This is a genomic window from Megasphaera hominis, assembly GCF_014269395.1.
Taxonomy (GTDB): domain Bacteria; phylum Bacillota; class Negativicutes; order Veillonellales; family Megasphaeraceae; genus Megasphaera; species Megasphaera hominis.
In genome coordinates this window covers 57,477-77,962 of record NZ_JACOGK010000003.1, presented here as the reverse complement: position 1 = coordinate 77,962, position 20,486 = coordinate 57,477, and the positions used below count along the sequence as shown (strand labels likewise).

The 20,486-nt window shown below is 52.7% G+C and carries 17 protein-coding genes; all 17 read right to left on the bottom strand.

Annotated elements, in window-relative coordinates:
* Position 1: 1 nt before the first annotated feature.
* Complete coding sequence (locus tag H8J70_RS01705) at positions 2 to 487, bottom strand: Mini-ribonuclease 3 (protein WP_186502031.1); 486 nt, start codon at positions 485 to 487, stop codon at positions 2 to 4.
* Positions 484 to 1,929, bottom strand: a complete 1,446-nt coding sequence (gene cysS, locus H8J70_RS01700; RefSeq protein WP_186502063.1) for a cysteine--tRNA ligase — start codon at positions 1,927 to 1,929, stop codon at positions 484 to 486. Before cysS ends, H8J70_RS01705 begins: the two co-directional genes overlap by 4 nt.
* 367 nt (positions 1,930 to 2,296) lie before the next feature.
* On the bottom strand, positions 2,297 to 2,740 hold the full coding sequence (locus H8J70_RS01695; protein ID WP_186502030.1) for a hypothetical protein: 444 nt from the start codon (positions 2,738 to 2,740) through the stop codon (positions 2,297 to 2,299).
* Between the two features lie 26 nt (positions 2,741 to 2,766).
* Positions 2,767 to 4,230: a glutamate--tRNA ligase gene (gltX, locus tag H8J70_RS01690; RefSeq protein WP_186502029.1), complete on the bottom strand. Its 1,464-nt coding sequence runs from the start codon at positions 4,228 to 4,230 to the stop codon at positions 2,767 to 2,769.
* A 24-nt stretch (positions 4,231 to 4,254) separates the two neighbouring features.
* Positions 4,255 to 5,442, bottom strand: coding sequence for a 2-C-methyl-D-erythritol 4-phosphate cytidylyltransferase (ispD, locus tag H8J70_RS01685; RefSeq protein WP_288200910.1), 1,188 nt, complete (start codon positions 5,440 to 5,442; stop codon positions 4,255 to 4,257).
* Positions 5,443 to 6,633, bottom strand: coding sequence for a PIN/TRAM domain-containing protein (locus tag H8J70_RS01680; protein ID WP_186502028.1), 1,191 nt, complete (start codon positions 6,631 to 6,633; stop codon positions 5,443 to 5,445).
* Between the two features lie 185 nt (positions 6,634 to 6,818).
* A complete protein-coding gene (locus tag H8J70_RS01675) occupies positions 6,819 to 7,193 on the bottom strand; it encodes a hypothetical protein (RefSeq protein WP_186502027.1) in 375 nt (124 codons plus the stop codon).
* An 86-nt stretch (positions 7,194 to 7,279) separates the two neighbouring features.
* Complete coding sequence (gene radA, locus H8J70_RS01670) at positions 7,280 to 8,656, bottom strand: DNA repair protein RadA (RefSeq protein ID WP_186502026.1); 1,377 nt, start codon at positions 8,654 to 8,656, stop codon at positions 7,280 to 7,282.
* 3 nt (positions 8,657 to 8,659) lie between these two features.
* The gene (locus H8J70_RS01665) at positions 8,660 to 11,095 is read right to left on the bottom strand and encodes an ATP-dependent Clp protease ATP-binding subunit (RefSeq protein ID WP_186502025.1); all 2,436 of its coding nucleotides are present in this window, start codon (positions 11,093 to 11,095) and stop codon (positions 8,660 to 8,662) included.
* A gap of 63 nt (positions 11,096 to 11,158) precedes the next feature.
* Positions 11,159 to 12,220, bottom strand: coding sequence for a protein arginine kinase (locus H8J70_RS01660; RefSeq protein ID WP_186502024.1), 1,062 nt, complete (start codon positions 12,218 to 12,220; stop codon positions 11,159 to 11,161).
* Positions 12,221 to 12,222: 2 nt separating this feature from the next.
* Positions 12,223 to 12,744: a UvrB/UvrC motif-containing protein gene (locus H8J70_RS01655; RefSeq protein ID WP_186502023.1), complete on the bottom strand. Its 522-nt coding sequence runs from the start codon at positions 12,742 to 12,744 to the stop codon at positions 12,223 to 12,225.
* Between the two features lie 23 nt (positions 12,745 to 12,767).
* The gene (locus H8J70_RS01650; protein ID WP_186502022.1) at positions 12,768 to 13,220 is read right to left on the bottom strand and encodes a CtsR family transcriptional regulator; all 453 of its coding nucleotides are present in this window, start codon (positions 13,218 to 13,220) and stop codon (positions 12,768 to 12,770) included.
* A gap of 197 nt (positions 13,221 to 13,417) precedes the next feature.
* Positions 13,418 to 14,446, bottom strand: a complete 1,029-nt coding sequence (locus H8J70_RS01645; RefSeq protein WP_186502021.1) for an alpha-hydroxy-acid oxidizing protein — start codon at positions 14,444 to 14,446, stop codon at positions 13,418 to 13,420.
* Between the two features lie 130 nt (positions 14,447 to 14,576).
* Positions 14,577 to 14,738, bottom strand: coding sequence for a rubredoxin (locus H8J70_RS01640; protein ID WP_186502020.1), 162 nt, complete (start codon positions 14,736 to 14,738; stop codon positions 14,577 to 14,579).
* A gap of 128 nt (positions 14,739 to 14,866) precedes the next feature.
* Entirely contained in the window at positions 14,867 to 15,511 is a 645-nt protein-coding gene (locus tag H8J70_RS01635) for a DUF3298 and DUF4163 domain-containing protein (protein ID WP_186502019.1), read from the bottom strand.
* Between the two features lie 37 nt (positions 15,512 to 15,548).
* A complete protein-coding gene (uvrC, locus tag H8J70_RS01630) occupies positions 15,549 to 17,378 on the bottom strand; it encodes an excinuclease ABC subunit UvrC (protein ID WP_186502018.1) in 1,830 nt (609 codons plus the stop codon).
* A gap of 9 nt (positions 17,379 to 17,387) precedes the next feature.
* Positions 17,388 to 20,252 carry an excinuclease ABC subunit UvrA gene (gene uvrA, locus H8J70_RS01625; RefSeq protein WP_186502017.1) on the bottom strand — a complete coding sequence of 955 codons (2,865 nt, stop codon included), beginning with the start codon at positions 20,250 to 20,252 and terminating at the stop codon, positions 17,388 to 17,390.
* Between the last annotated feature and the right edge of the window lie 234 nt (positions 20,253 to 20,486).

Genomic DNA, 20,486 nt, shown 5'->3' with positions numbered 1-20,486 from the left:
GTTACTCCTTAGCGCCATGCGCTGCGCGGCAATAGTCCCGCGTATACTGACAGATTCGTTCCATCATCTCAGCTAACCGTACCTGCTGCTTTGAAAGGACCAGGTATCCTACGAGGGCTTCCAGTGCCGTACTGTCATGATATTCGGCGACAGAAGCGCTTTTTGGCGTCTGCGAATAGGCGTTGCGTGCCCGCTGGCAGACAGCGGCTTCCTGCTCATGGAGCTGGTCTTTCAGCTGCCGGTATACAGCAGCCTGCACACGGGCTGAAACAAATTCAGCCGCCAGCGTATGCATTACCTGTACGTTCGGAATTCCCAGTGCGACGAGCTGGCGCCGCATATACTGGGCATACCAGGCATCGCCGACAAAGGCCAGGGAAATAGGGTCCAGCTGGGCTGTCTCTACGCGGGGAACGTCTAAGCGTTCCCCCTTGGCAAAGGCAGCATAGCTTTTTGCTTTTAAGGCTTGCAATGCTTTAAATTTCACTTTTTCCAACGCGCTCCCTGTGGCGAATCTTCTACAGTAATGCCAAGAGCCGCCAATTTATCACGGATGGCATCGGCCAGGGCATACTGCTTCTGGGCCCGGCATTCCTGACGGACTTCGAGGATGACGTTCATGAGATCATCGAAATCCTTATTGCTCGTTTCATTCTTGCGGCCGGTCCAACGGTCTTCGAGAATCCCCAAAATATCGGTCATGGTCTTGAAGATACGTTTGACTTCCGACATGACAGCCGAATCGACAGGCACGTTCTTAGTGAGAACGGCATCTTTATAAATATTGACCTTCTTAGCCAGTTCAAACATAGCTGCGCTGGCCAGAGCCGTATTGAAGTCATCACACATGGCTTCTTCGAAGTTTTCTTCTACAGCCTGGGCATCCTTCAGGAGCTGGGCAGACGTTTCCGATTTAGCGCCGGCCGGCATCGCCAGGAGTTCCAATACGTTGTCAATGGACGTGCCCAGCCGTTCCAGACTGCGCGTCATTTCTTCCAGCCGTTCATCGCTGAAATCCAAGGGGCTGCGATAGTGGTTGGAGATAAGGAAGTAGCGCAGCGCATCCGGGCTGTAATGAGCCAATACGTCTTTGACAAGGAAGAAGTTGTTCAAGGACTTGCTCATCTTTTCCGAGTTGATCGTAATGAAGCCGTTATGGAGCCAGTATTTGACCATGGGCTTCTTGCCTGTGTACGCTTCGGACTGGGCAATTTCATTTTCATGATGCGGGAAGATGAGATCGCTGCCGCCGCCATGGAAATCAAAGGTATCGCCCAGGTATTTATTGCTCATCGTCGAGCATTCGATATGCCAGCCCGGCCGGCCGGGACCCCAAGGGCTGTCCCACGACGGTTCGCCCGGCTTTGCCCCTTTCCAAAGGGCAAAGTCCATGGGATTATCTTTTCTGTCGTCTACTTCGATACGGGCGCCGGCCATCATATCATCGAGAGAACGGCCACTCAATTCGCCGTAGTCCTTAAACTGTTCGACACGGTAATAGACATCGTGATCGATGACGTAGGCATAGCCTTTATCGATCAATTTCTGTACCATATTGATAATTTCCGGCATGTGTTCGGAAACGCGCGGGTATTTATCGGCCCGGCGTACATGCAGGGCATCCATGACTTCAAAATACGAGGCAATATACCGGTTAGCGATCGTATCCCACGTTACACCTTCTCCGTTGGCGGCATTGATAATCTTGTCGTCTACGTCCGTGAAGTTCTGAATATGTGTGACTTCATAGCCCAAGTGTTCCAAATAGCGTTTAATGACATCCCATGTTACGAAGGGACGGGCATTCCCCATATGGGAATGGTTGTACGGCGTAATACCGCAGACATATATTTTTACCTGTCCCGGTGTAACCGGTACAAACGTTTCTTTGCGACGGGTTAGTGTGTTGTACACTTTTAATTCTCTCATCATAGGCCTCCTAAATTTCAATACAAAAAGCCGCCGTCCCTAGACAGAGACGGTGGCCCGTGGTTCCACTCTGCTTTATGGCATCTGGCCATAATCTCGACGCAGATAACGGCTGCTTCCGGACCAGGATACTCCATGCTTCACCTGATCTGCTCACAAAGGCAACTCTGTAATTTCACCGTCTGGCCCGGTTCTCAGCTATTGCCCGGCCTCTCTGTAGCGTTCCCTTACAGATTATTTTGATCATTGCATTTACATATTTTATACAAATGATATTTATTATTAAATATCATTTGTAGTTAAATGATACTCAATAAATGGCAATCTGTCAAGACGATACACCGCCTTTTTGCCCTTTGTCCCAAGCCTAGTCTTCGTCCGGCTTTTCCCATATCATGTCAGGCCGGTCCCACGTATCTGGCGTTTCCTCATCGTCTATTTCCGTGTCTGCGCGCAGGTTGTCTTCCAGACCGCGTTGCAGCTGCTGAAAAAGCGGATAATATGCCGATGCCGCAGCAGCTTCGATGCCTTCATAATATTCACGGCACGGTGTATCTGCCAAAAGGAGGCGGTACGGTGGCAGCGGAATGCCAAAGATAGGGGATACATCCCGCTCTTCGATAGCATCGAGAAGGCTGAAATCGGTCACGCGGAAGGTTAACTTGTCATCAAGGGTCGTACAGTGGATGTACGTATAGGCCCCGTCGCTTTCACGCACTTCGAGTTCTCCATCCAGCACCAAATGCCGTCCTTCGATGATACGGGCTGCGTAGTTACGCGCCAATACTTCTCGTGCTGCCCCGTACGTCACAGCAATCGTCTCCTTTCAAGCTACGATCAGGCGTTGATCAAGCCACTGGCCTGTAAGCGGCTCAAGACTTTATCGCGGCCCATGAGAGCAACGATGACGTTCAGATCCGGACCGTGCATGACGCCCGTTACGGCCACACGGATTGGCATGTAGACAAACTTGCCTTTCACTTTCAGGCCCTTCTGAATCTTCTTGAATAGCGGCTGTACCGTATCCGGTGTCACTTCGTCAAGGGCCTTCAGTTCCTGGTAGAACATGGTAAGAACGGAAGAGGCCGTTTCTTCTTTAAGGACGGCTGCCGTTTCTTCATTTTCCGGCGCAAAGTCGTCTGTAAAGAAAACCTTGACGGCATCGACGATCTGGGCACCATACTGTACGTGTTCCCGCATGGCGGCGCAAAGGTGTTTCAGCCACTGCAGATCTTCTGCCGACGGCTGGGCCGCTGCATAGCCGGCCTGCTGCAAGTGGGGCAGACAGAGTTCCAGGAGCTGGTCTTCATCAAGTTCCTTCATATAGTGGAAATTGATCCAGTTCAATTTTTCAATATCAAATACGGCCGGATTTTTTGCAACGCGGTCGAGACTGAACTGCTGGCACAATTCTTCCATCGTAAAGATTTCCTGATCGCTGTCCGGCGTCCAGCCGAGGAGAGCCAGGAAGTTATCAATAGCAGCCGGTAAATAGCCCAGGTCACGATACTGCTGTACGCTCGTGGCACCATGACGCTTACTCATCTTTTTCTTATCTTTGCCCAGGATCAGGGACACGTGTGCAAAGGTCGGTACAGGGAAACCAAAGGCATGATAGAGGACGAGCTGACGCGGTGTATTCGACAGGTGTTCTTCTGCCCGTACGACGTGGGTAATGTGCATGAGTGCATCGTCGAGTACGACGCAGTAGTTGTATACAGGAATGCCATCGGATTTGACAATAACAAAATCGCCGACTTTATTGGAGTCGAAAGAAACGTGGCCCCGTACGAGGTCGTCAAATTCCAGTGTTTCATTCTTTGGCGTCTTTACGCGGATAACATAGGGACGACCTTCGGCCAGATACTGCTGTACCGTTTCCGGTGCAAGGTTCGCACATTTGCCGGAATAGACCGGTGTTTCGCCCTGAGCCATTTGTGCTTCTTTTTCGGCTTCCAGTTCTTCCGGTGTGCAGAAGCAATAATAGGCTTTGCCTTCAGCCAGGAGCTGGTCCGTATATTTTTTATAGAGGTCCAGCCGTTCCATCTGACGGTACGGGCCGTTAGGACCACCTACGTCAATGCCTTCATCCCAGTTAATGCCCAGCCATTTCAGGGCATCCTTAATATTTTCTTCCGATTCGCGCGTCGAACGTTTCTGGTCCGTATCTTCGATCCGGACGACAAACGTGCCACCTGTATGCTTGGCAAGCAGGTAGTTAAAGAGGGCCGAGCGGGCACCGCCAATATGAAACGGGCCGGTCGGGCTCGGAGCAAAGCGAACGCGTACTTCATTAGACATGAAAAATTCCTCCCATAAATCAGGTTAATTGCGATATTTTATGACCATAGCCGCAGCCTGGGCTGCCATACCTTCCTGGCGGCCCACAAAGCCCAAATGTTCCGTCGTCGTCGCCTTGACAGACACGGCTTGGGGACTGATTTGCAGGGCTTCTGCCAAATTCTTTGTCATCTGCTCTACATATGGCTTAATTTTTGGCTGCTGTGCTAACAATGTTACATCAATATTGACGATACGGCAACTGTTTTCAATCAGGATCTGCCGCACCTTCTCTAATAAGACGATGCTGGAAATACCGGCGTACGCCGGATCGTTATCCGGGAAATAGGTGCCAATATCCTTTAATCCCGCTGCCCCCAGCAAGGCATCCATGACTGCGTGGACGAGAACATCGGCATCGGAATGACCGGCCAGTCCCTGTTCATAGGGCACGTGAACGCCGCCTAAAACGAGGGGCCGCCCGCTGGCCAACTGATGCACGTCATAGCCGCTGCCGACGCGGTGTTCCGACGGGCCGGTCATGTAAAATTCCATAATCGGCACGTCATCCATGGTCGTTACCTTACGGTTCCGTTCATCGCCCTGAAGGACTACAATGGCTTCCCCCATAGCTTCTGCCAGCGAGGCGTCGTCTGTGCCGGAAATATGATGTTCCTTGGCATAGCGATGCGCCTCCAAGAGGGTCTGCCGCCGGAATATCTGCGGTGTCTGGACGGCAATGAGCCGGCTCCGTTCCAACGTACGGACTTTTTGCAGCCCCCACGCGTTGGCATGCTCCCGCTCTTTTACCGTATCCTTGACAGGAATGGCATAGACGGCTACATTCGCATCACCCATAGCAGCCAGGGCATTGTCAAACCATTCCGGCCCGGCCAGGGGACGCGAACCATCGTGAACCATGACGATATCCGTGTCTGCAGCGGTCTCTTTGAGTCCGTTGTAAACGGAATCCTCCCGTTCTGCGCCGCCTAAGGCGTAGCGTACGGGTACGGACGGATGCAGACTCTCAACAATAGCCCTAATATCTTCCCGGTCCCGTTCAGCTATGACGAGAACAACCTCACTGACACACGCGGCAGCAAAAACGTGCTGCAGTGTATACGTGAGGACAGGTTTGCCGCAGAGGGGAAAAAACAGTTTATTGCGTTCATACCCAAAGCGCCGACCGGAACCGGCGGCTACTATGATGACAGATACTTTCAATACGTTCACCTACTCGTTTGCGATTTTTACGAAAATCATGCGGCCTGCAGACGTTTGCAGAGCTGACGTGACGACAACAGGCACGGTCGTGCCGATATGACGCTGGCCGTTTTCTACGACGATCATCGTGCCGTCGTCGAGATAGCCTACGCCCTGGTTATTTTCTTTCCCGGCTTTCACGACGAGGACATTCATCTGTTCTCCCGGAATAAGAGCCGGCTTCAAGGCATTTGCCAGGTCATTAATATTGAGGACGACAACGCCCTGCAAGGCGGCAACCTTGTTCAGGTTGTAGTCATTAGTCACAACCTTGGCGTGTATTTTACGGCCCAGCCGCACCAATTTGGAGTCTACGCCCTGGACATCATCAAAATCATCATTGATAATGCGTACTTCTACGTAATTATCTTCCTGCATCTGCTTGAGAATATCGAGGCCACGGCGGCCTTTATTACGCTTAAGCAGGTCCGACGAGTCGGCAATGAGCTGCAGCTCTTCCAGGACAAATACCGGTACCAGTAAAGGTCCTTCAAGGAAACCGGTACTGCAGATTTCTGCAATGCGGCCATCGATGATCGAGCTCGTATCGAGCAATTTACCGGAGAATTCATCACGTTTCCGTTCTTTCTCCTTTTCCTTGCCCTGTTTATTCAGACGCAGCATACCTACGAGGCCGGCAATTTCCGTCTTCTTGCGGACGGCAATACTCATGCCGGCGTAGCCGAAGATGATACTGAAGACAATAGGCCCATACGCACCAATAATAGGCAGCCGTGAGAACGCAAGTCCTATTAAATTAGCAATGATAAGTCCAAAAAGCAATCCCAGCGTTCCGATCAGCAAGTCCTGACTAGAAAAGTCGCTCAGGCCATTTTCCATGCGCTGGATTACGCGCCACACCAGGCCCAAAATCAGCGGCGAAAGGATATAGCCCAAAAGGGTTCCCAGGAGGGCTCCCAAAATGTACGTAATGATAGCCATTAAGGTCGTACCAAAAATACCTACACGGGAAAACTTGCTTTCAATTTCTGCGCTGAAAAACGGCGTGGAAACCAGCTGATCTGCCAGGAGCACAAAGACGATGGCCAGGATCAGCATAATCGCGCCCTTCATAATATTGTCCGCAATATTGCGGCCGTTGAGCCTCTTGTGTTCACCTGTCTTCTTTTCTGTCGTATCGGTCATATTTTTATCTTCCATACGATTCACCCCCTTTCCGGTCATCAAGAATACCATCCCTGATTATGATTCATAATCATACCATACTTTGTACCAATGTACCACGTTTTCGAAAAAACTGTAACAAAGCCTATACATAAAGAAGCAGCTCTGCATCATCTACCATTGCAAAGCTGCTCTTCAGACCGTTTCGATACTGATGGCAGTTACAGCTGCGCAGTTCCTGCTTGCGGCATAAGCGAACGTGCCTGTGCCGGTTTGTCCTGTCCTGCAGCGTTCTGTACCGGACCGGTACGTACAGGCTGCGGAGCTGCGGGCGTAATCTTCGTCGTAACCGGTTCAATAGCGCCATGGGAATTGACGACATACCCTGGCCGGGCAAGGACCGGTTCCGTCCGGCCATCAGGCAGGACACGGTAGCCCTGGTGATACGTCACAGGACCGGCCGGACTCAAGACAGTCGTACTGGTACGGCTGGCAGAAGAAGGACTTTGATAAAAAGCGAACGCACTCGTGCCACCAAGCAGGGCCAACAGGGCCGCTGCGACACATACGTGCTTGCCAGTGCGGACAAGAAACATTAGCTTTTCCCCCTTTCCTCTCCATGCTATCAGTATAACACATTCTAACCCCATCATGGGACCGTAAAATTTAAACTTTTTATTATTTATTCTGTAAAAGCTGCCGTAATGGCGTCACGCAAGGTCTTCACGCCAATAATACGGCACTGGGGAAACTCCGTTTCCTTTATTTCTGTAAGATTCCCCTTGGGAATAATAAAACGGGTAAAGCCCATCTTGGCTGCTTCCCGCAGGCGGCGCTGCACCTGGGACACGCGGCGTATATCGCCAGTGAGCCCGACTTCGCCCATGACCACCGTATGCTCTTCCAGAGACAGATCCCTGAAGCTCGACACGACAGCCAGAGAAATAGGCAGATCGGCGGCAGTTTCCGTAATTTTTAAGCCGCCAATGACGTTAATATAGACATCCTGCTGGCTCAGGTTAAGACCGACCCGTTTTTCCAGAACGGCCAGCAGGATGATCAGCCGGTTATAATCCATTCCCGATGCGGTCCGTCTGGGGACAGCAAAAACGGAGTGAGTTGTGAGCGCCTGGATTTCTCCCAGCATAGGCCGCTGCCCATCGAGGACGGCGGCAATAGCAGAACCGGCCTGTTGGGCCGCCCGTTCTGCCAAGAGTAGCTGCGACGGATTAGCCAGCTCAGACAATCCGTCTTCGGTCATCGTAAACAGGCCCGACTCATTGGTCGAGCCAAAGCGATTCTTAATGCTGCGCAAAATACGGAACTGGTACTGCCGGTCTCCTTCAAAATAGAGGACTGTATCTACCATATGCTCCATCATGCGCGGTCCAGCAATGGTTCCTTCCTTGGTCACGTGACCGATGACGATGACCGGCACATTGCTTTGCTTGGCAAAATTCATGAGCCGGCCCGTGCTTTCGCGGATTTGGCTCATACTGCCGGGAGCACCGTCACATTCCTGGCAGTAGACCGTTTGGATGGAATCGACAATCAGCAAGCGCGGCCGGCGCCGTTCTGCTTCATGCAGCACGGCGTCCAGGGACGTATCGGCCTGAATCAACAGGCCCGGTGCCGTCACACCCAGGCGGTCGGCCCGCAGCTTAATCTGGCCGGCCGATTCTTCGCCTGAACAATAAAGCACGTCACCGTCCTTCCCCACTGCCGCTGCCACCTGCAAGACCAGCGTCGATTTACCGATGCCGGGATCACCGCTGAGCAGGATCAGGGCTCCCGGTACGATACCGCCGCCGAGGACGCGGTCTACTTCACCAATCCCCGTGCCAATGCGGCTCATACGCTCCATGGCAATTTCATGCAGCTGCCTGGGCCGTACGTCCTGACCGCTGCGCTGCAGGCTCGCTGCCTGCCTGGGTGCTTCAGGTCGCACCGTTTCCTCAGCCATCGTATTCCATTCACCGCACTGCGGACAGCGTCCCAGCCAACGGCTGGAAACGCTGCCACAATTCGTACATACATACCGTGATTTAATTTTAGCCATAGCTTACTCCGCCTGCGTCGTAAAGACGAGTTCCTTTTTGTCCTTACTGTCTACATAGACGTGGCTTCCCTTTTTCAGGCTGCCACTGAGGAGCATTTCGGAAATGGGGTCTTCCACGAGCTTTTGAATGGCCCGTTTGAGCGGCCGGGCGCCAAAGGCAAAGTCAGTCCCTTTATCGACCAGGACGTCGTCGGCATTTTCTGTCCATTCCATTTGAATCCCTTTTTCATCCAGGCGCTGGTTCAGTTCCTGCAGCATAATAGCGACGATGCGCCGCAGATCTGCCTGGCCCAGTGGTTTGAAAATCTGTATTTCGTCAATACGGTTGAGGAATTCCGGGCGGAAGAAACGGCGGACGTCTTCCATAATTTCCTTCTTGGCTTCCTGGAAATCCCGTTCCTTATTTTCCTTTTCATGACCGGCTGCGGCAAAGCCCATGACCGGTGCTTCCGGTTTCAAGTGCTGTGCGCCCAGGTTACTGGTCATAATGATGACGGTATTGCAGAAGTCGACACTTCTTCCCTGTGAATCAGTAAGGCGTCCGTCATCGAGGACCTGCAAGAGGAGGTTGAAGAAATCCGGTGCTGCCTTTTCGACTTCATCAAAGAGGATGACACTGTACGGTTTTTCCCGTACGGCATCGGTCAGCTGGCCGCCTTCTTCATAACCCACGTAGCCCGGAGGCGCGCCGACGAGGCGGGAAACGCTGTATTTTTCCATATATTCACTCATATCGATACGGATCATGGCGTCTTCACTGCCAAAGAGCTGCCGTGCCAGCGTACGGGCCAGTTCCGTCTTGCCAACGCCGCTCGGTCCCAGGAAGAGGAACGAGCCAATCGGCCGGTTGGCGTCCTTCAGGCCCGCCCGGGCCCGGCGCACAGCCTTGGCAACGGCAGAAACAGCTTCATCCTGGCTGATAACGCGCTTATGCAGTTCTTCTTCCAAATGGAGCAGGCGGTGCGACTCTGTTTCCGTCAGCTGACGGACAGGAATCCCTGTCCATTGGGCTACGACGTCAGCAATGTCATCTTCCGTAACGACCAGGCGGGCATCATCCTGCTGCTTCCGTTCCTTCTGCATGCTTTCCAGCTGTTCTGATAATTGTTTGCCTTCGTCACGCAGGGAAGCGCAGCGTTCAAAATCTTCGCTGGCCAGGGCTGCTTCCTTTTCTTTGCGGACATCCGCCAGTTTCTGTTCGAGCTGCTTCACTTCGTCTGTCGGTGAATACACTTTCATGCGTACCTTAGCCGCCGCTTCATCCATGACGTCAATGGCTTTATCCGGCAAATAGCGGTCAGAAATATAGCGGGCCGAAAGGGTTACAGCACTGCGCACCGCTTCGTCTGTAATGCGTGCCTTGTGGAAGGCTTCATAACGGTCGCGCAGGCCAAAGAGAATCTGTATAGCATCTGCCTGGGACGGTTCGCCTACGAGAACAGGCTGGAAACGGCGGGCCAGAGCCATATCCTTTTCAATATGTTTCTTATATTCATCAATGGTCGTAGCGCCAATGCACTGCAGTTCCCCACGGGCCAAGGCAGGCTTGAGAATATTGGCCGCATCCATGGAACCTTCGACGGCACCGGCACCGATGAGCTGATGGAGCTCGTCAATAAAGAGGATGACCGTCGGATCGTTGCGAATAGCTTCAATAACCTTTTTGATACGTTCTTCAAATTCACCGCGATATTTCGTACCGGCAACGAGGCTGGCCATATCGAGGGAAAAGATACGTTTCCCTGCCAATATATCCGGTACGGTGCCATTGATAATGCGCTGGGCCAGGCCTTCGGCAATAGCCGTCTTGCCTACGCCCGGTGCACCAATGAGGACCGGATTGTTTTTCGTCCGGCGGCTGAGAATTTGAATAACCCTGTCGATCTCATTTTCCCGGCCAATTACCGGATCGATTTTTCCCTGCCGTGCCAGTTCATTTAAGTCGCGGCCAAAGGAATTCAAATCTACCTTCCCCTGGCCGGAACCATCGTCACCGGCATCTTCCATTTCCATGCCTGTCATTTCGGCCAGACGGCGCATGACCTGCTGGGGATCGACATCCATCGATTCCAGGATCTGCCAGGCCCGGCCGTTTTCATCGAGGAGCAGGCCGGCCAGCAGCTGGGCCGTACCCACGTAGTTTTGGCCCAGGCGGTTCGCTTCGGCTACAGCCAATTCCAGGGCCCGTTTCGTACTTGGCAGGAGCGCCGTTTCCCCGTCATTCCGGGGCTGCGGAGCGGCCAGCTTTTCAATAGCGCGGACAACATTTTCCGGCGTCAGGCCCAGCTGCGACAGGAGCTGTCCGGCTACGCCTTCTTTATTGAGCACGAGTCCCAGCAGGATATGCTCTGTGCCGACATAGTTATGTTCCAGCCGTTGTGCCGACTGCTGTGCATATTGCAAGACGTGCTGCGCATTATTCGTAAATCTATTGTACATGGTAATTCACATCCTTATAGAGAAAACACAACGTCCCTCTTCCCTGTTTCAGATGGTACCTCGTTATACGGCATAGGTACGCAAAAGCTGCCGCAGGGTCTGAGCCCGTTGTAAATCCAATTCTTCCCCATTCAATTCCCGGCCGGCCTGGTATTGCAGATATCCCGGTCCGGCGGCAGTCAATAAGGCCGGATAGGCCTGGGGCCGTTCTTGTATCACGCCCAGATCGATAGCCAGGCGGAAGTCACTTAACAATTCGACAGCTTCATCGAGCTGCATCATCCAGGCCTGGGAAAGAACACCGTAGTTGCGGAAAAGGCGGTCTTTCATGGCGTTCTGGTTATGCGTCCATAAGAGGCTGCGGCAGTTTCGTTCTTCCTGTACGATCTGGCCGACGATCTTTTTCATCTGTTTGAGAATATCTTCTTCAGAAATGCCCAGTGTCACCTGGTTAGTCACTTGGAAAAGATTGCCAATATATTCATTCCGTTCGCTGTAAAGGCCGCAAATGGCAAAGCCCAGCTTCGTAATGACCTGAACGATACGGTTCAGCCGCTTCATCATGACCAGACCCGGCAGGTGCAGTGTCACACCGGCGACGAGGCCCGTACCGGTCAGGGAAGGGCTGGCTGTCAAATAGCCAAAATCATCGCGGAAGGCAAAGTTCAGCTTGCTTTCCAGGGTGTCATCAATTTGTGAAGCCTCATCCCACACCTGTTCGAGCTGCAGGCCCGGCGCGGCGGTCTGAATACAAAAGTGATCATCTTCATTAATCAAGACCGATACGGCACCATCCTGGCGTACCATGACGCCCCGCTGGGCCGGCGTCTTGATCTGCGTGGCAGAAGAAATGTGACGTTCTGCCAAGACTTCCCGTTCGAGAGGCGTTAAGTCCGTCAGAGCGACAGCCTCATACGTGCCGTGTCCCAAGAGATTCAAAGACGGCAAATACCGTTCGCCTTCTGCCAGGACAGCTGCCAATTCTTCGTCTGTCGCTTTCGACGGGAAGACATATTTTTTTAGATTGCGCGATACGCGGATACGGCTATCGAGAACGATATCGCTTACATCACCGGAGCCATTTTGCCAGGGTGCCAGCGGTTCTTTTAACAAATCTTTTAGCATCTTCATTTCCCCCCAGTCCTGTCACCCGGTGGCAGCTGCCGTTCCAGGAAACGGATTTCATCGCGTACCTTCGCGGCTTCTTCATACTGTTCGTCCCGTACGAGTTTTTGCAGATGCTGGCGCAGGCGCTTGATCTGGTTCGTCGTACGAAAGACACCGCTGCCCCGGTTGGGCACCTTGCCAACGTGCTTCGTATGGCCGTGGATGCGGCGCATAAGGGGTGTAATCTCCGTCCCAAAAGCAGCATAACAATCGGGACAACCAAATTTCCCCAGACGGTTAAATTCACTATATTTCATGCCGCAGCTGGCACAGCACGGTTCTTTTTCTGCCTGGCCGGAATAATCGGGATAGGCCATTTTGCGGAAAAAGTCATTGTCTACAATATTAAAATCGGGACTATCCGGGAAATTTCCCTGCTTGCGGGCACATTCGGCGCACAAATGCAGCTCTGCCCGATGGCCGTTTTCTATTTTGGTAATATGCACTACGGCTTCTCTTTTTTTACATTGATCACAAAGCATATACGATGCCTCCTTCCACCAGATTAGCGCAGGTTCAGGTGTTTTAAAATGCGGCCGATGACGTTCAACCGCTGGGGCTCATCCACTTCGTCAAAAAGCGCTTCGAAGGTATGATGCAAAAGAACGGCCTCGCGGTTCGTCAATGACTTGCTTTTGATGAGCCTGTATAAGAGGACATCCAGATCTTCCATCGTAATATTGACGGCTGGCAGGCGTTCCGAAATCGGCGCCGGCGTCCGGTCTTCTTTTGCCGGTGCCAGGCGGATAATACGTACGAAGCCGCCGGAACCGCGGCGTGATTCGACCATAAAGCCCTTATCGTTAGAAAAGCGCGTACTCAGGACGTAGCTTATTTGCGAAGGAGCGCAATCCAGTTCATCGGCTAATTCATTACGGCGAAGGACGATATTTTCTTCTTCATCTTCTAAAAGCTTATGCAGTATAAATTGTTCAATCTTATCTGCTAATACACTCATACTAATCACCTGCTTATCTAAAATGTTTCCACATCGGTTGTATTTTTGTAAAGACGTTATACCTTTTGACTTTTGTTACACTCTTATTATATTAGTCTTTTTGACTTTTTGCAAGAACTTTTATCAATTACCTCACTGCTGTAAAAAAAACGCTGTCTCTCCACAGAGGCAGCGTTTTTCGTATAGCATAGGATTTCTTACAGTTTTTTGAGGACGTTGCTATTGACGCAGTCCAGGCGCTTCGTACCGGTAATCATCATGGCATCGCTTAATTCCTGGCGCAGTGTGTCCAGAAGAAGCTTAACACCTTCTGCGCCACCGCCAATAGCTGCGACAGCAGCAGGCCGGCCAATGAGAACGGCATCGGCGCCGAGGGCCAGCATTTTCAAAACATCTTCACCGTGACGGACACCGCCATCGACAAAGATGGTCAGGCGGCCTTTGACGGCGGCAGCAATTTCCGGCAATACATCGGCCGTACCAGCCATACCATCGAGAATACGGCCGCCGTGATTGCTGACGACAATCCCCTGTGCGCCCGCATCAGCACAGGCAACGGCTTCTTCTGCTGACATAATGCCCTTGACGATAAAGGGAATATTGACCGAAGCAGCGATCTTGTGAATGCTGGCAGCACTCTTAGGACCAACGGGCTGGCCAAAGATACGCATATTGATCAGCGTAGCCGCATCAATATCGGATGCTACAGCCGGTGCGCCGGAGCTTTCAGCGAGCTTTGCCTTTTCAATAATCTTGTCGTCTTCCCGCGGTTTGATCGTCGGGATGACATACCCCGGACGTTTCTTGCACGATTCAATCCCCGATGCGTACATGTACGCAGCACCGCTGTCGCCTGTAAAGGCCAATGTACCTGCGTCCATAGCCCCCTGGGTAACGGCTTCATCATAAGCCTGTTCGACTTCTGCCGGATCCCCTTCGACCTTGGCATTGAGGACGATCCCGCCCACCGGTGCGATGAGCACGGGCATGCTCAGCTTCTTACCTAAGATGACGCAGGACGTATCCGGTTCTTCTACTCCTGCCATACTGCGCATAATCAGGCCATATTCCTTCAGTGCTTCCACATTGCGCATAAAAGAACGGGCCGTGCGCAAGCCGCCAAAACCGGGAATCATGCCAATACAGGCTTTGCCGTTACATTCGGGACAGACGTGACAGCCCTTCATTTTAGCGCGCGCGTTTTCATAAACCTCTTTCAAATCCATACCATACAGCCTCCCTTAATTTTTTTTTATACTCACTGCAGGCTGCACGTATGCCTAAAGGGTCAGGCACCCGTACAAAAAACCTCCCGTGTGGGTATCAGCTCACAACGGGAGGTTTCTCTGTCTGCAATTAGTCCATCTTTACGAAGGCATCTTTGCCTGCGCCACAGGTCGGACAAACCCAATCTTCCGGCAAAGCATCAAATTTTGTGCCTGCTGCTACACCCGTATCAGCATCGCCTTCAGCTTCATCATAAATATAACCGCAGATAGTGCATTCGTATTTGTCCATGGGAAAGACCTCCAATTTGTAAAAGTAGTTATTTCTTATCTGGTTTCATCATATCATGGACATCTCAATTTTGCAACACCTAGAGGGTAAATAATTAATAAATATTTTCTTCTAATATGATGTTTTTGTTATTTAGCATCCTTCATCATATCCAAATCGACGATTCCTGTAGAATACGGAGCTACTTCGTAAAGGCCAAAGATGAAATGAATGCCCCGGTTCTTATCAAGATAGAAATTCTTTGGCAATTCCGTCAGCCCTGTAAAGTACCCGGATAAGTGGTATTTACTGAGCAAGAGAGCCCGGTTGATATTTTTCAGCGTGAACGCCTTAGCGTCTTCCGGTTTGACCAGGTCCTGCCAGTTCAGGACTTCACCGGTAGCCAGGTCAAAGGTAACGCCGGTCTTCCAATAGGTCGGATGAGCTTCTTTTTCAAAACGGATATGCCCCGTTTCGACGAAAGACAAGTAGGTCCCGTCGTTGAGGGTGACCTCGTAGGACTTATCTTCACTCATGACGCTGCCATTGCCCTGCTGCTTATCGAAGAAGGCCTTCGTCGAAGCGGCTTTCTTGGCAAAGTACGCATTGATCTTCTGGGCTGCTGCCGGATTCGTGCTGATCGTAATGTCCGGCAGCTGCAGTGTCAGCCGGCTGCCGTCAGCCTGCGTATAGACACTAGCCGGTGCCGTGCCGACGACGGCCGGTTCCGCAGCATAGGACAAAGAGCCTGCCAGCATAGCGGCGCAGACCAGAGTCAGTATTTTGTGTTTCATCGTAGTTCCTCCTTCGTGCCGGGTCCTGTATGCCCGGTCAGACCAATTGTGTTTTCTTGCGTTTTTCATCCGTTCCTAAGCGGAAAAAGTAATAGACGTTTTCTGCCGCCTGGCGGGTCATGCCCGGTACGGCCGCCAGGTCTTCAATACTTGCCTGCTTCATGTCATCAAGCGTCTTGAAATGCTGCCACAGGGCCTTACGGCGCGCCGGACCAATGCCTTCAACGTGATCGAGAATAGAAACGAGGCTGCGCTTGCCGCGCAGATGGCGGTGATACGTAATGGCAAAGCGGTGTGCTTCATCGCGGATTGCCTGCAAAAGCTGCAACTCCGGCGTGTGATGGCTGAGAATAATCGAATCGCTCCGTCCTTCGACAAAAACCTCTTCTATCCTCTTGGCCAGACTGATGACCGGTGCTTCGCAGCCGGCCTGGCGGATAACGGGCAAGGCTGCGTGGAGCTGCCCCTTGCCGCCATCGATGACGATCAGGTCCGGTACAGGCCATTCTTTCTCATTATAACGCCGTTCCATGATTTCCGCCATAGATTTAAAGTCGTCCGGCTTACCTTGTACGGTTTTTAATTTAAAACGCCGGTATTCCTTACGGGCAGGCTGGCCATTTTCAAAGACCACCATGGAGGCTACCGTTTCGATCCCCTGGGTATGGGAAATATCAAAGCATTCCATTCGTTCCGGCAGACAGGGCAAGTCGAGCACCTGCGCCAGGGCCCGGACGGCACCGCTCGTTTTTTCCCGGTCATGCTGCCACTGGAGACGCCGCTGTTCCAGGAGAACGCGGGCATTTTCTTCAGCCATGGCGAGGAGTTTCTTTTTGATTCCCCTCTGGGGTACGATAATCGTTACCTGCTGGCCTTTGAGCTGGCTCAGGCGCCGTTCGCAGTCTTCCTGTTCTGCTACAGCGGCGACGACGATTTCCTTAGGAATAAACGTATCTGCCGTATAGTACTGGTCGATGATCGCTTCGATCATGACGGCCGGCGTGGCGTCGTCGCTGTTTTCCAGACTAAACGTTTCCCGGCCCATGACCTTGCCGTTGCGGATGGTATAGACTTGAACGCACGTCTGGCCGGCATCACTAGAAAGGCCCAGGACGTCCATGTCACCGCCCTGGGTGACGATATTCTGCTGGGCCTGAATGACCTTGATAGCTTCAATGCGGTCCCGGCACAGGGCAGCTTTTTCAAATTCCAGGTTTTCTGCACACCTTTCCATCTGTTCCTGCAATTCCCGTACGAGCGTTGTGTCGCGTCCCTCCAGGACATCGAGGCCACGCTGGACCAGGGCCCGGTAGTCTTCCTTAGTGATGTAATGGACGCATGGTGCGTCGCAGTGCCCCAGGTGGTACTGTAAGCACGGACGCGTCGCCTTCAAGGTGCGGCAGGTGCGGATATGGAAGGCCTGCTGCAGGAGCTTCAGGACGTAGTGGACCGCCGTAGCATCGGCAAAGGGGCCAAAGTAGCGGGCGCCGTCGCGCAGTACGCGGCGGGTCATGGTAATGCGCGGGTAATCCTCCTGAATGGTGACCTTGATGTAGGGATAGGTCTTATCGTCGCGGAGCATGATGTTGTAGTGAGGATGATACTTTTTGATGAGCGTATTTTCCAGGATCAGCGCTTCCATTTCGTTGGCTACGACGATGGTTTCCAAATCGACAGCGTGGCTCATCATGGCCGCTACCTTGATGGCACGGTTGCTATCCTTACGGACGTAGCTCTTAACGCGGTTGCGCAGGTTGACGGCCTTGCCGACGTAAATGATACGGCCCTGTTCATTTTTCCAGAGGTAAACGCCGGGCTGGGTCGTGAGATTATTTACTTTTTCCAGTACTGCTTCTGATAATGCCATGATTTTTTCCTATTCATTCGTGTGTTGTTCTCGTTGTTCCATAAGCTGCTGTGTCCGTTTGAGAACCGGTGCGAGGAACTTGCCCGTGTACGACGCCGGCACGGCGCAGATTTCTTCTGGTGTACCCGTCGCAACGACTGTACCACCACCGTCGCCACCTTCAGGGCCGAGATCGATGAGGTGATCGGCCACCTTGATGACGTCCAGGTTGTGTTCGATAACGATGACCGTATCGCCGCCATCGACGAGAAGCTGCAGGACGTCCATAAGCTTATGGATATCTGCCGTATGTAATCCCGTCGTCGGTTCATCGAGAATATATAACGTACGGCCTGTACTGCGCTTAGAAAGCTCGGTAGCCAGCTTGACACGCTGGGCTTCACCGCCGGAGAGGGTCGTTGCCGGCTGGCCCAGATGGATATAGCCCAGGCCGACCTGCTGCAGTGTCTTCAGCTTATTCAAAATACGGGGAATGTGGGCGAAAAACTCACACGCGTCATCGACGGTCATGTTGAGGACGTCGGAAATATTTTTGCCCTTGTATTTGACTTCCAGCGTTTCCCTGTCGTAGCGCGTACCGTGACAAACCTCACAGGGCACGTACACGTCGGGCAGGAAATTCATTTCAATACGGATAATGCCATCACCGTGGCAGGCTTCGCAGCGGCCGCCTTTGATGTTGAAGCTGAAGCGGCCGGCCTTATAGCCACGCACCTTCGCTTCGGCAGTCTGGCTGAAAAGCTGGCGGATAAAATCAAAGACCCCCGTATAGGTTGCCGGATTGGAACGCGGTGTCCGGCCAATTGGCGACTGGTCAATGTTGATGATCTTATCGATGTGCTCTGTGCCACGCAATTCTTTAAATTTCCCTGGCCGGTGCGGCGTATGATAAACCGCTTCGGCCAGTCCTTTATAGAGAATTTCATTCACCAGGGTTGACTTGCCGGAACCGGAAACACCTGTGACGACGGTGAGGGTACCTAAGGGAAAGGCTACATCGATATTCTTCAGATTGTGTTCGGCTGCCCCGATGACTTCCAGCGTGTTGCCGTTCCCGTGGCGGCGTTCTTTTGGCAAGGGAATGAATTTTGTACCCTTCAGGTATTGACCGGTCAGCGATTCCGGGCAGGCCATAATATCTTTTACCGTCCCCTGCGCCACGATCTGGCCGCCGTGTTCCCCTGCAGCCGGACCGATATCGAGGATATAGTCTGCCGCCCGCATGGTATCTTCATCGTGTTCGACGACGATGAGCGTATTGCCTAGATCACGCAGGTGACGCAGGGCATCGAGGAGCTTGTCATTATCGCGCTGATGCAGGCCAATAGACGGTTCGTCCAGAATATAGAGGACACCTACGAGGCCGGAACCGATCTGTGTCGCCAGGCGGATACGCTGGGCTTCGCCACCGGAAAGGGTGCCGGCCGTACGCGACATGGTGAGGTATTCCAGTCCGACGGTACGCAGAAAGTCGAGGCGGGCCCGGATTTCCTTCAAAATCTGCTTGGCAATGAGTTCCTGCCGCTGCGTCAGCTGCACCTTGGCAAAGAAATCAATCATATCACTGACAGAAAGGTCCGTCAGCTCGTGGATATTGAGGCCGCCAATCTTGATAGCCAATGCCTCTGGCCGCAAGCGGGCGCCGTGGCAGGCCGTGCAGGGTTTGACGGACATGAACTGGCCGAACTGATCGCGCATCATATCCGACGATGCTTCCTGATAGCGGCGCCGCACCATAGGCAGGACGCCTTCAAAGGGCGTCGTAAAGGTCTTCACTTCACCACGCAGGTTTTCGTATTCAAAGACACAGTCTTCAGCTGTACCGTGCAAAATCTTATCCTGCAGTTCCGCAGGCAGTTCGTCGAAGCAATTGTCCACCGTAAAGCCATAACGCTTCAAGAGACCGCCGAGCTGGCGCATGAACCATGAATCACGGTTATTGCTGAGAGCCGCTACACAGCCATCGGCGAAGGAAATACTGCCATCCGGCAGGCACAGGTGCGGGTCTACTTCCATCGTGCTGCCAATGCCGGAGCAGGCTGGGCAGGCGCCGAAGGGGCTGTTGAAGGAAAAGAGATGAGGTTCGATTTCCGGCAGGCTGATGTGGCAGTCCGGGCAGGCAAAGTGCTGACTAAAGGTGAGAACTTCGTCCGTCTTCAGGCGCAGAATATGGACGATACCCTCACTCAGCTTGGCTGCCGTTTCCAGGGAATCCGTCAGGCGCATGAGGATACTATCCTTAATGACCAGGCGGTCGATAATGACTTCGATGGTGTGCTTCTTATTCTTTTCCATAGGAATGTCGTCGGACAGGAGATAGACCTCGCCGTCGACGCGGACGCGCACGTAGCCGTCCTTGACCAGGCGGGCCAGGAGCTTTTGGTGCGTCCCCTTGCGCCCGTCGACGACAGGCGCCATGATCATGACTTTTTCCCCTGCACCTAAGGCGAGAACTGAATCGGCCATCTGCTGAATCGTCTGCTGACGGATGGGCTTGCCGCAGTGAGGGCAAAAAGCTTCACCGGCCCGGGCATAGAGCAAACGCAAGTAATCGTAGATCTCCGTGACCGTACCGACAGTAGAACGGGGTTTGCGGCTCGTCGTCTTCTGGTCAATAGAAATGGCCGGTGACAGGCCTTCGATATAATCAACGTCCGGCTTATCCATCTGGCCCAAGAACTGACGGGCATAAGCTGACAGGGATTCAACGTAACGCCGCTGGCCTTCAGCGTAAATCGTGTCAAAGGCCAGGGACGATTTGCCCGAGCCGGAAAGGCCCGTAAAGACGACGAGCTTATCCCGGGGAATACGGACATCAATATTTTTCAAGTTGTGCTGACGTGCACCTTTTATGACAATATACGGATCTTCCATACCTTATCTATTTTTTACTCCTTTTCGTAGTTGCAGTAGTATCAGCTTTGGTTTTCGTCGTACGGCCTTTTGCCGTACGGCCGCTGCTCTTCTTAGCTGGCTTTGCTGGCTTTGCTTCTTTTTTGTCCATACCCGTGTTGGCAGTATTCCTGTGCGCTTTGCGGTCCGGCCGCCGTACAGTGCGGACATAGCGGGACGACGGCATATCGCCACCGGCCAGTTCCTTAGGCAGCG

Coding starts and splice junctions, on each gene's coding strand:
- cysS (WP_186502063.1), bottom strand. CDS start 1,929: ATGAGAGAATTAAAAGTGTACAACACACTAACCCGTCGCAAAGAAACG.
- gltX (WP_186502029.1), bottom strand. CDS start 4,230: ATGTCTAATGAAGTACGCGTTCGCTTTGCTCCGAGCCCGACCGGCCCG.
- H8J70_RS01680 (WP_186502028.1), bottom strand. CDS start 6,633: ATGGAAGATAAAAATATGACCGATACGACAGAAAAGAAGACAGGTGAA.
- H8J70_RS01675 (WP_186502027.1), bottom strand. CDS start 7,193: ATGTTTCTTGTCCGCACTGGCAAGCACGTATGTGTCGCAGCGGCCCTG.
- radA (WP_186502026.1), bottom strand. CDS start 8,656: ATGGCTAAAATTAAATCACGGTATGTATGTACGAATTGTGGCAGCGTT.
- H8J70_RS01665 (WP_186502025.1), bottom strand. CDS start 11,095: ATGTACAATAGATTTACGAATAATGCGCAGCACGTCTTGCAATATGCA.
- H8J70_RS01660 (WP_186502024.1), bottom strand. CDS start 12,220: ATGCTAAAAGATTTGTTAAAAGAACCGCTGGCACCCTGGCAAAATGGC.
- H8J70_RS01655 (WP_186502023.1), bottom strand. CDS start 12,744: ATGCTTTGTGATCAATGTAAAAAAAGAGAAGCCGTAGTGCATATTACC.
- H8J70_RS01650 (WP_186502022.1), bottom strand. CDS start 13,220: ATGAGTGTATTAGCAGATAAGATTGAACAATTTATACTGCATAAGCTT.
- H8J70_RS01645 (WP_186502021.1), bottom strand. CDS start 14,446: ATGGATTTGAAAGAGGTTTATGAAAACGCGCGCGCTAAAATGAAGGGC.
- H8J70_RS01640 (WP_186502020.1), bottom strand. CDS start 14,738: ATGGACAAATACGAATGCACTATCTGCGGTTATATTTATGATGAAGCT.
- H8J70_RS01635 (WP_186502019.1), bottom strand. CDS start 15,511: ATGAAACACAAAATACTGACTCTGGTCTGCGCCGCTATGCTGGCAGGC.
- uvrC (WP_186502018.1), bottom strand. CDS start 17,378: ATGGCATTATCAGAAGCAGTACTGGAAAAAGTAAATAATCTCACGACC.
- uvrA (WP_186502017.1), bottom strand. CDS start 20,252: ATGGAAGATCCGTATATTGTCATAAAAGGTGCACGTCAGCACAACTTG.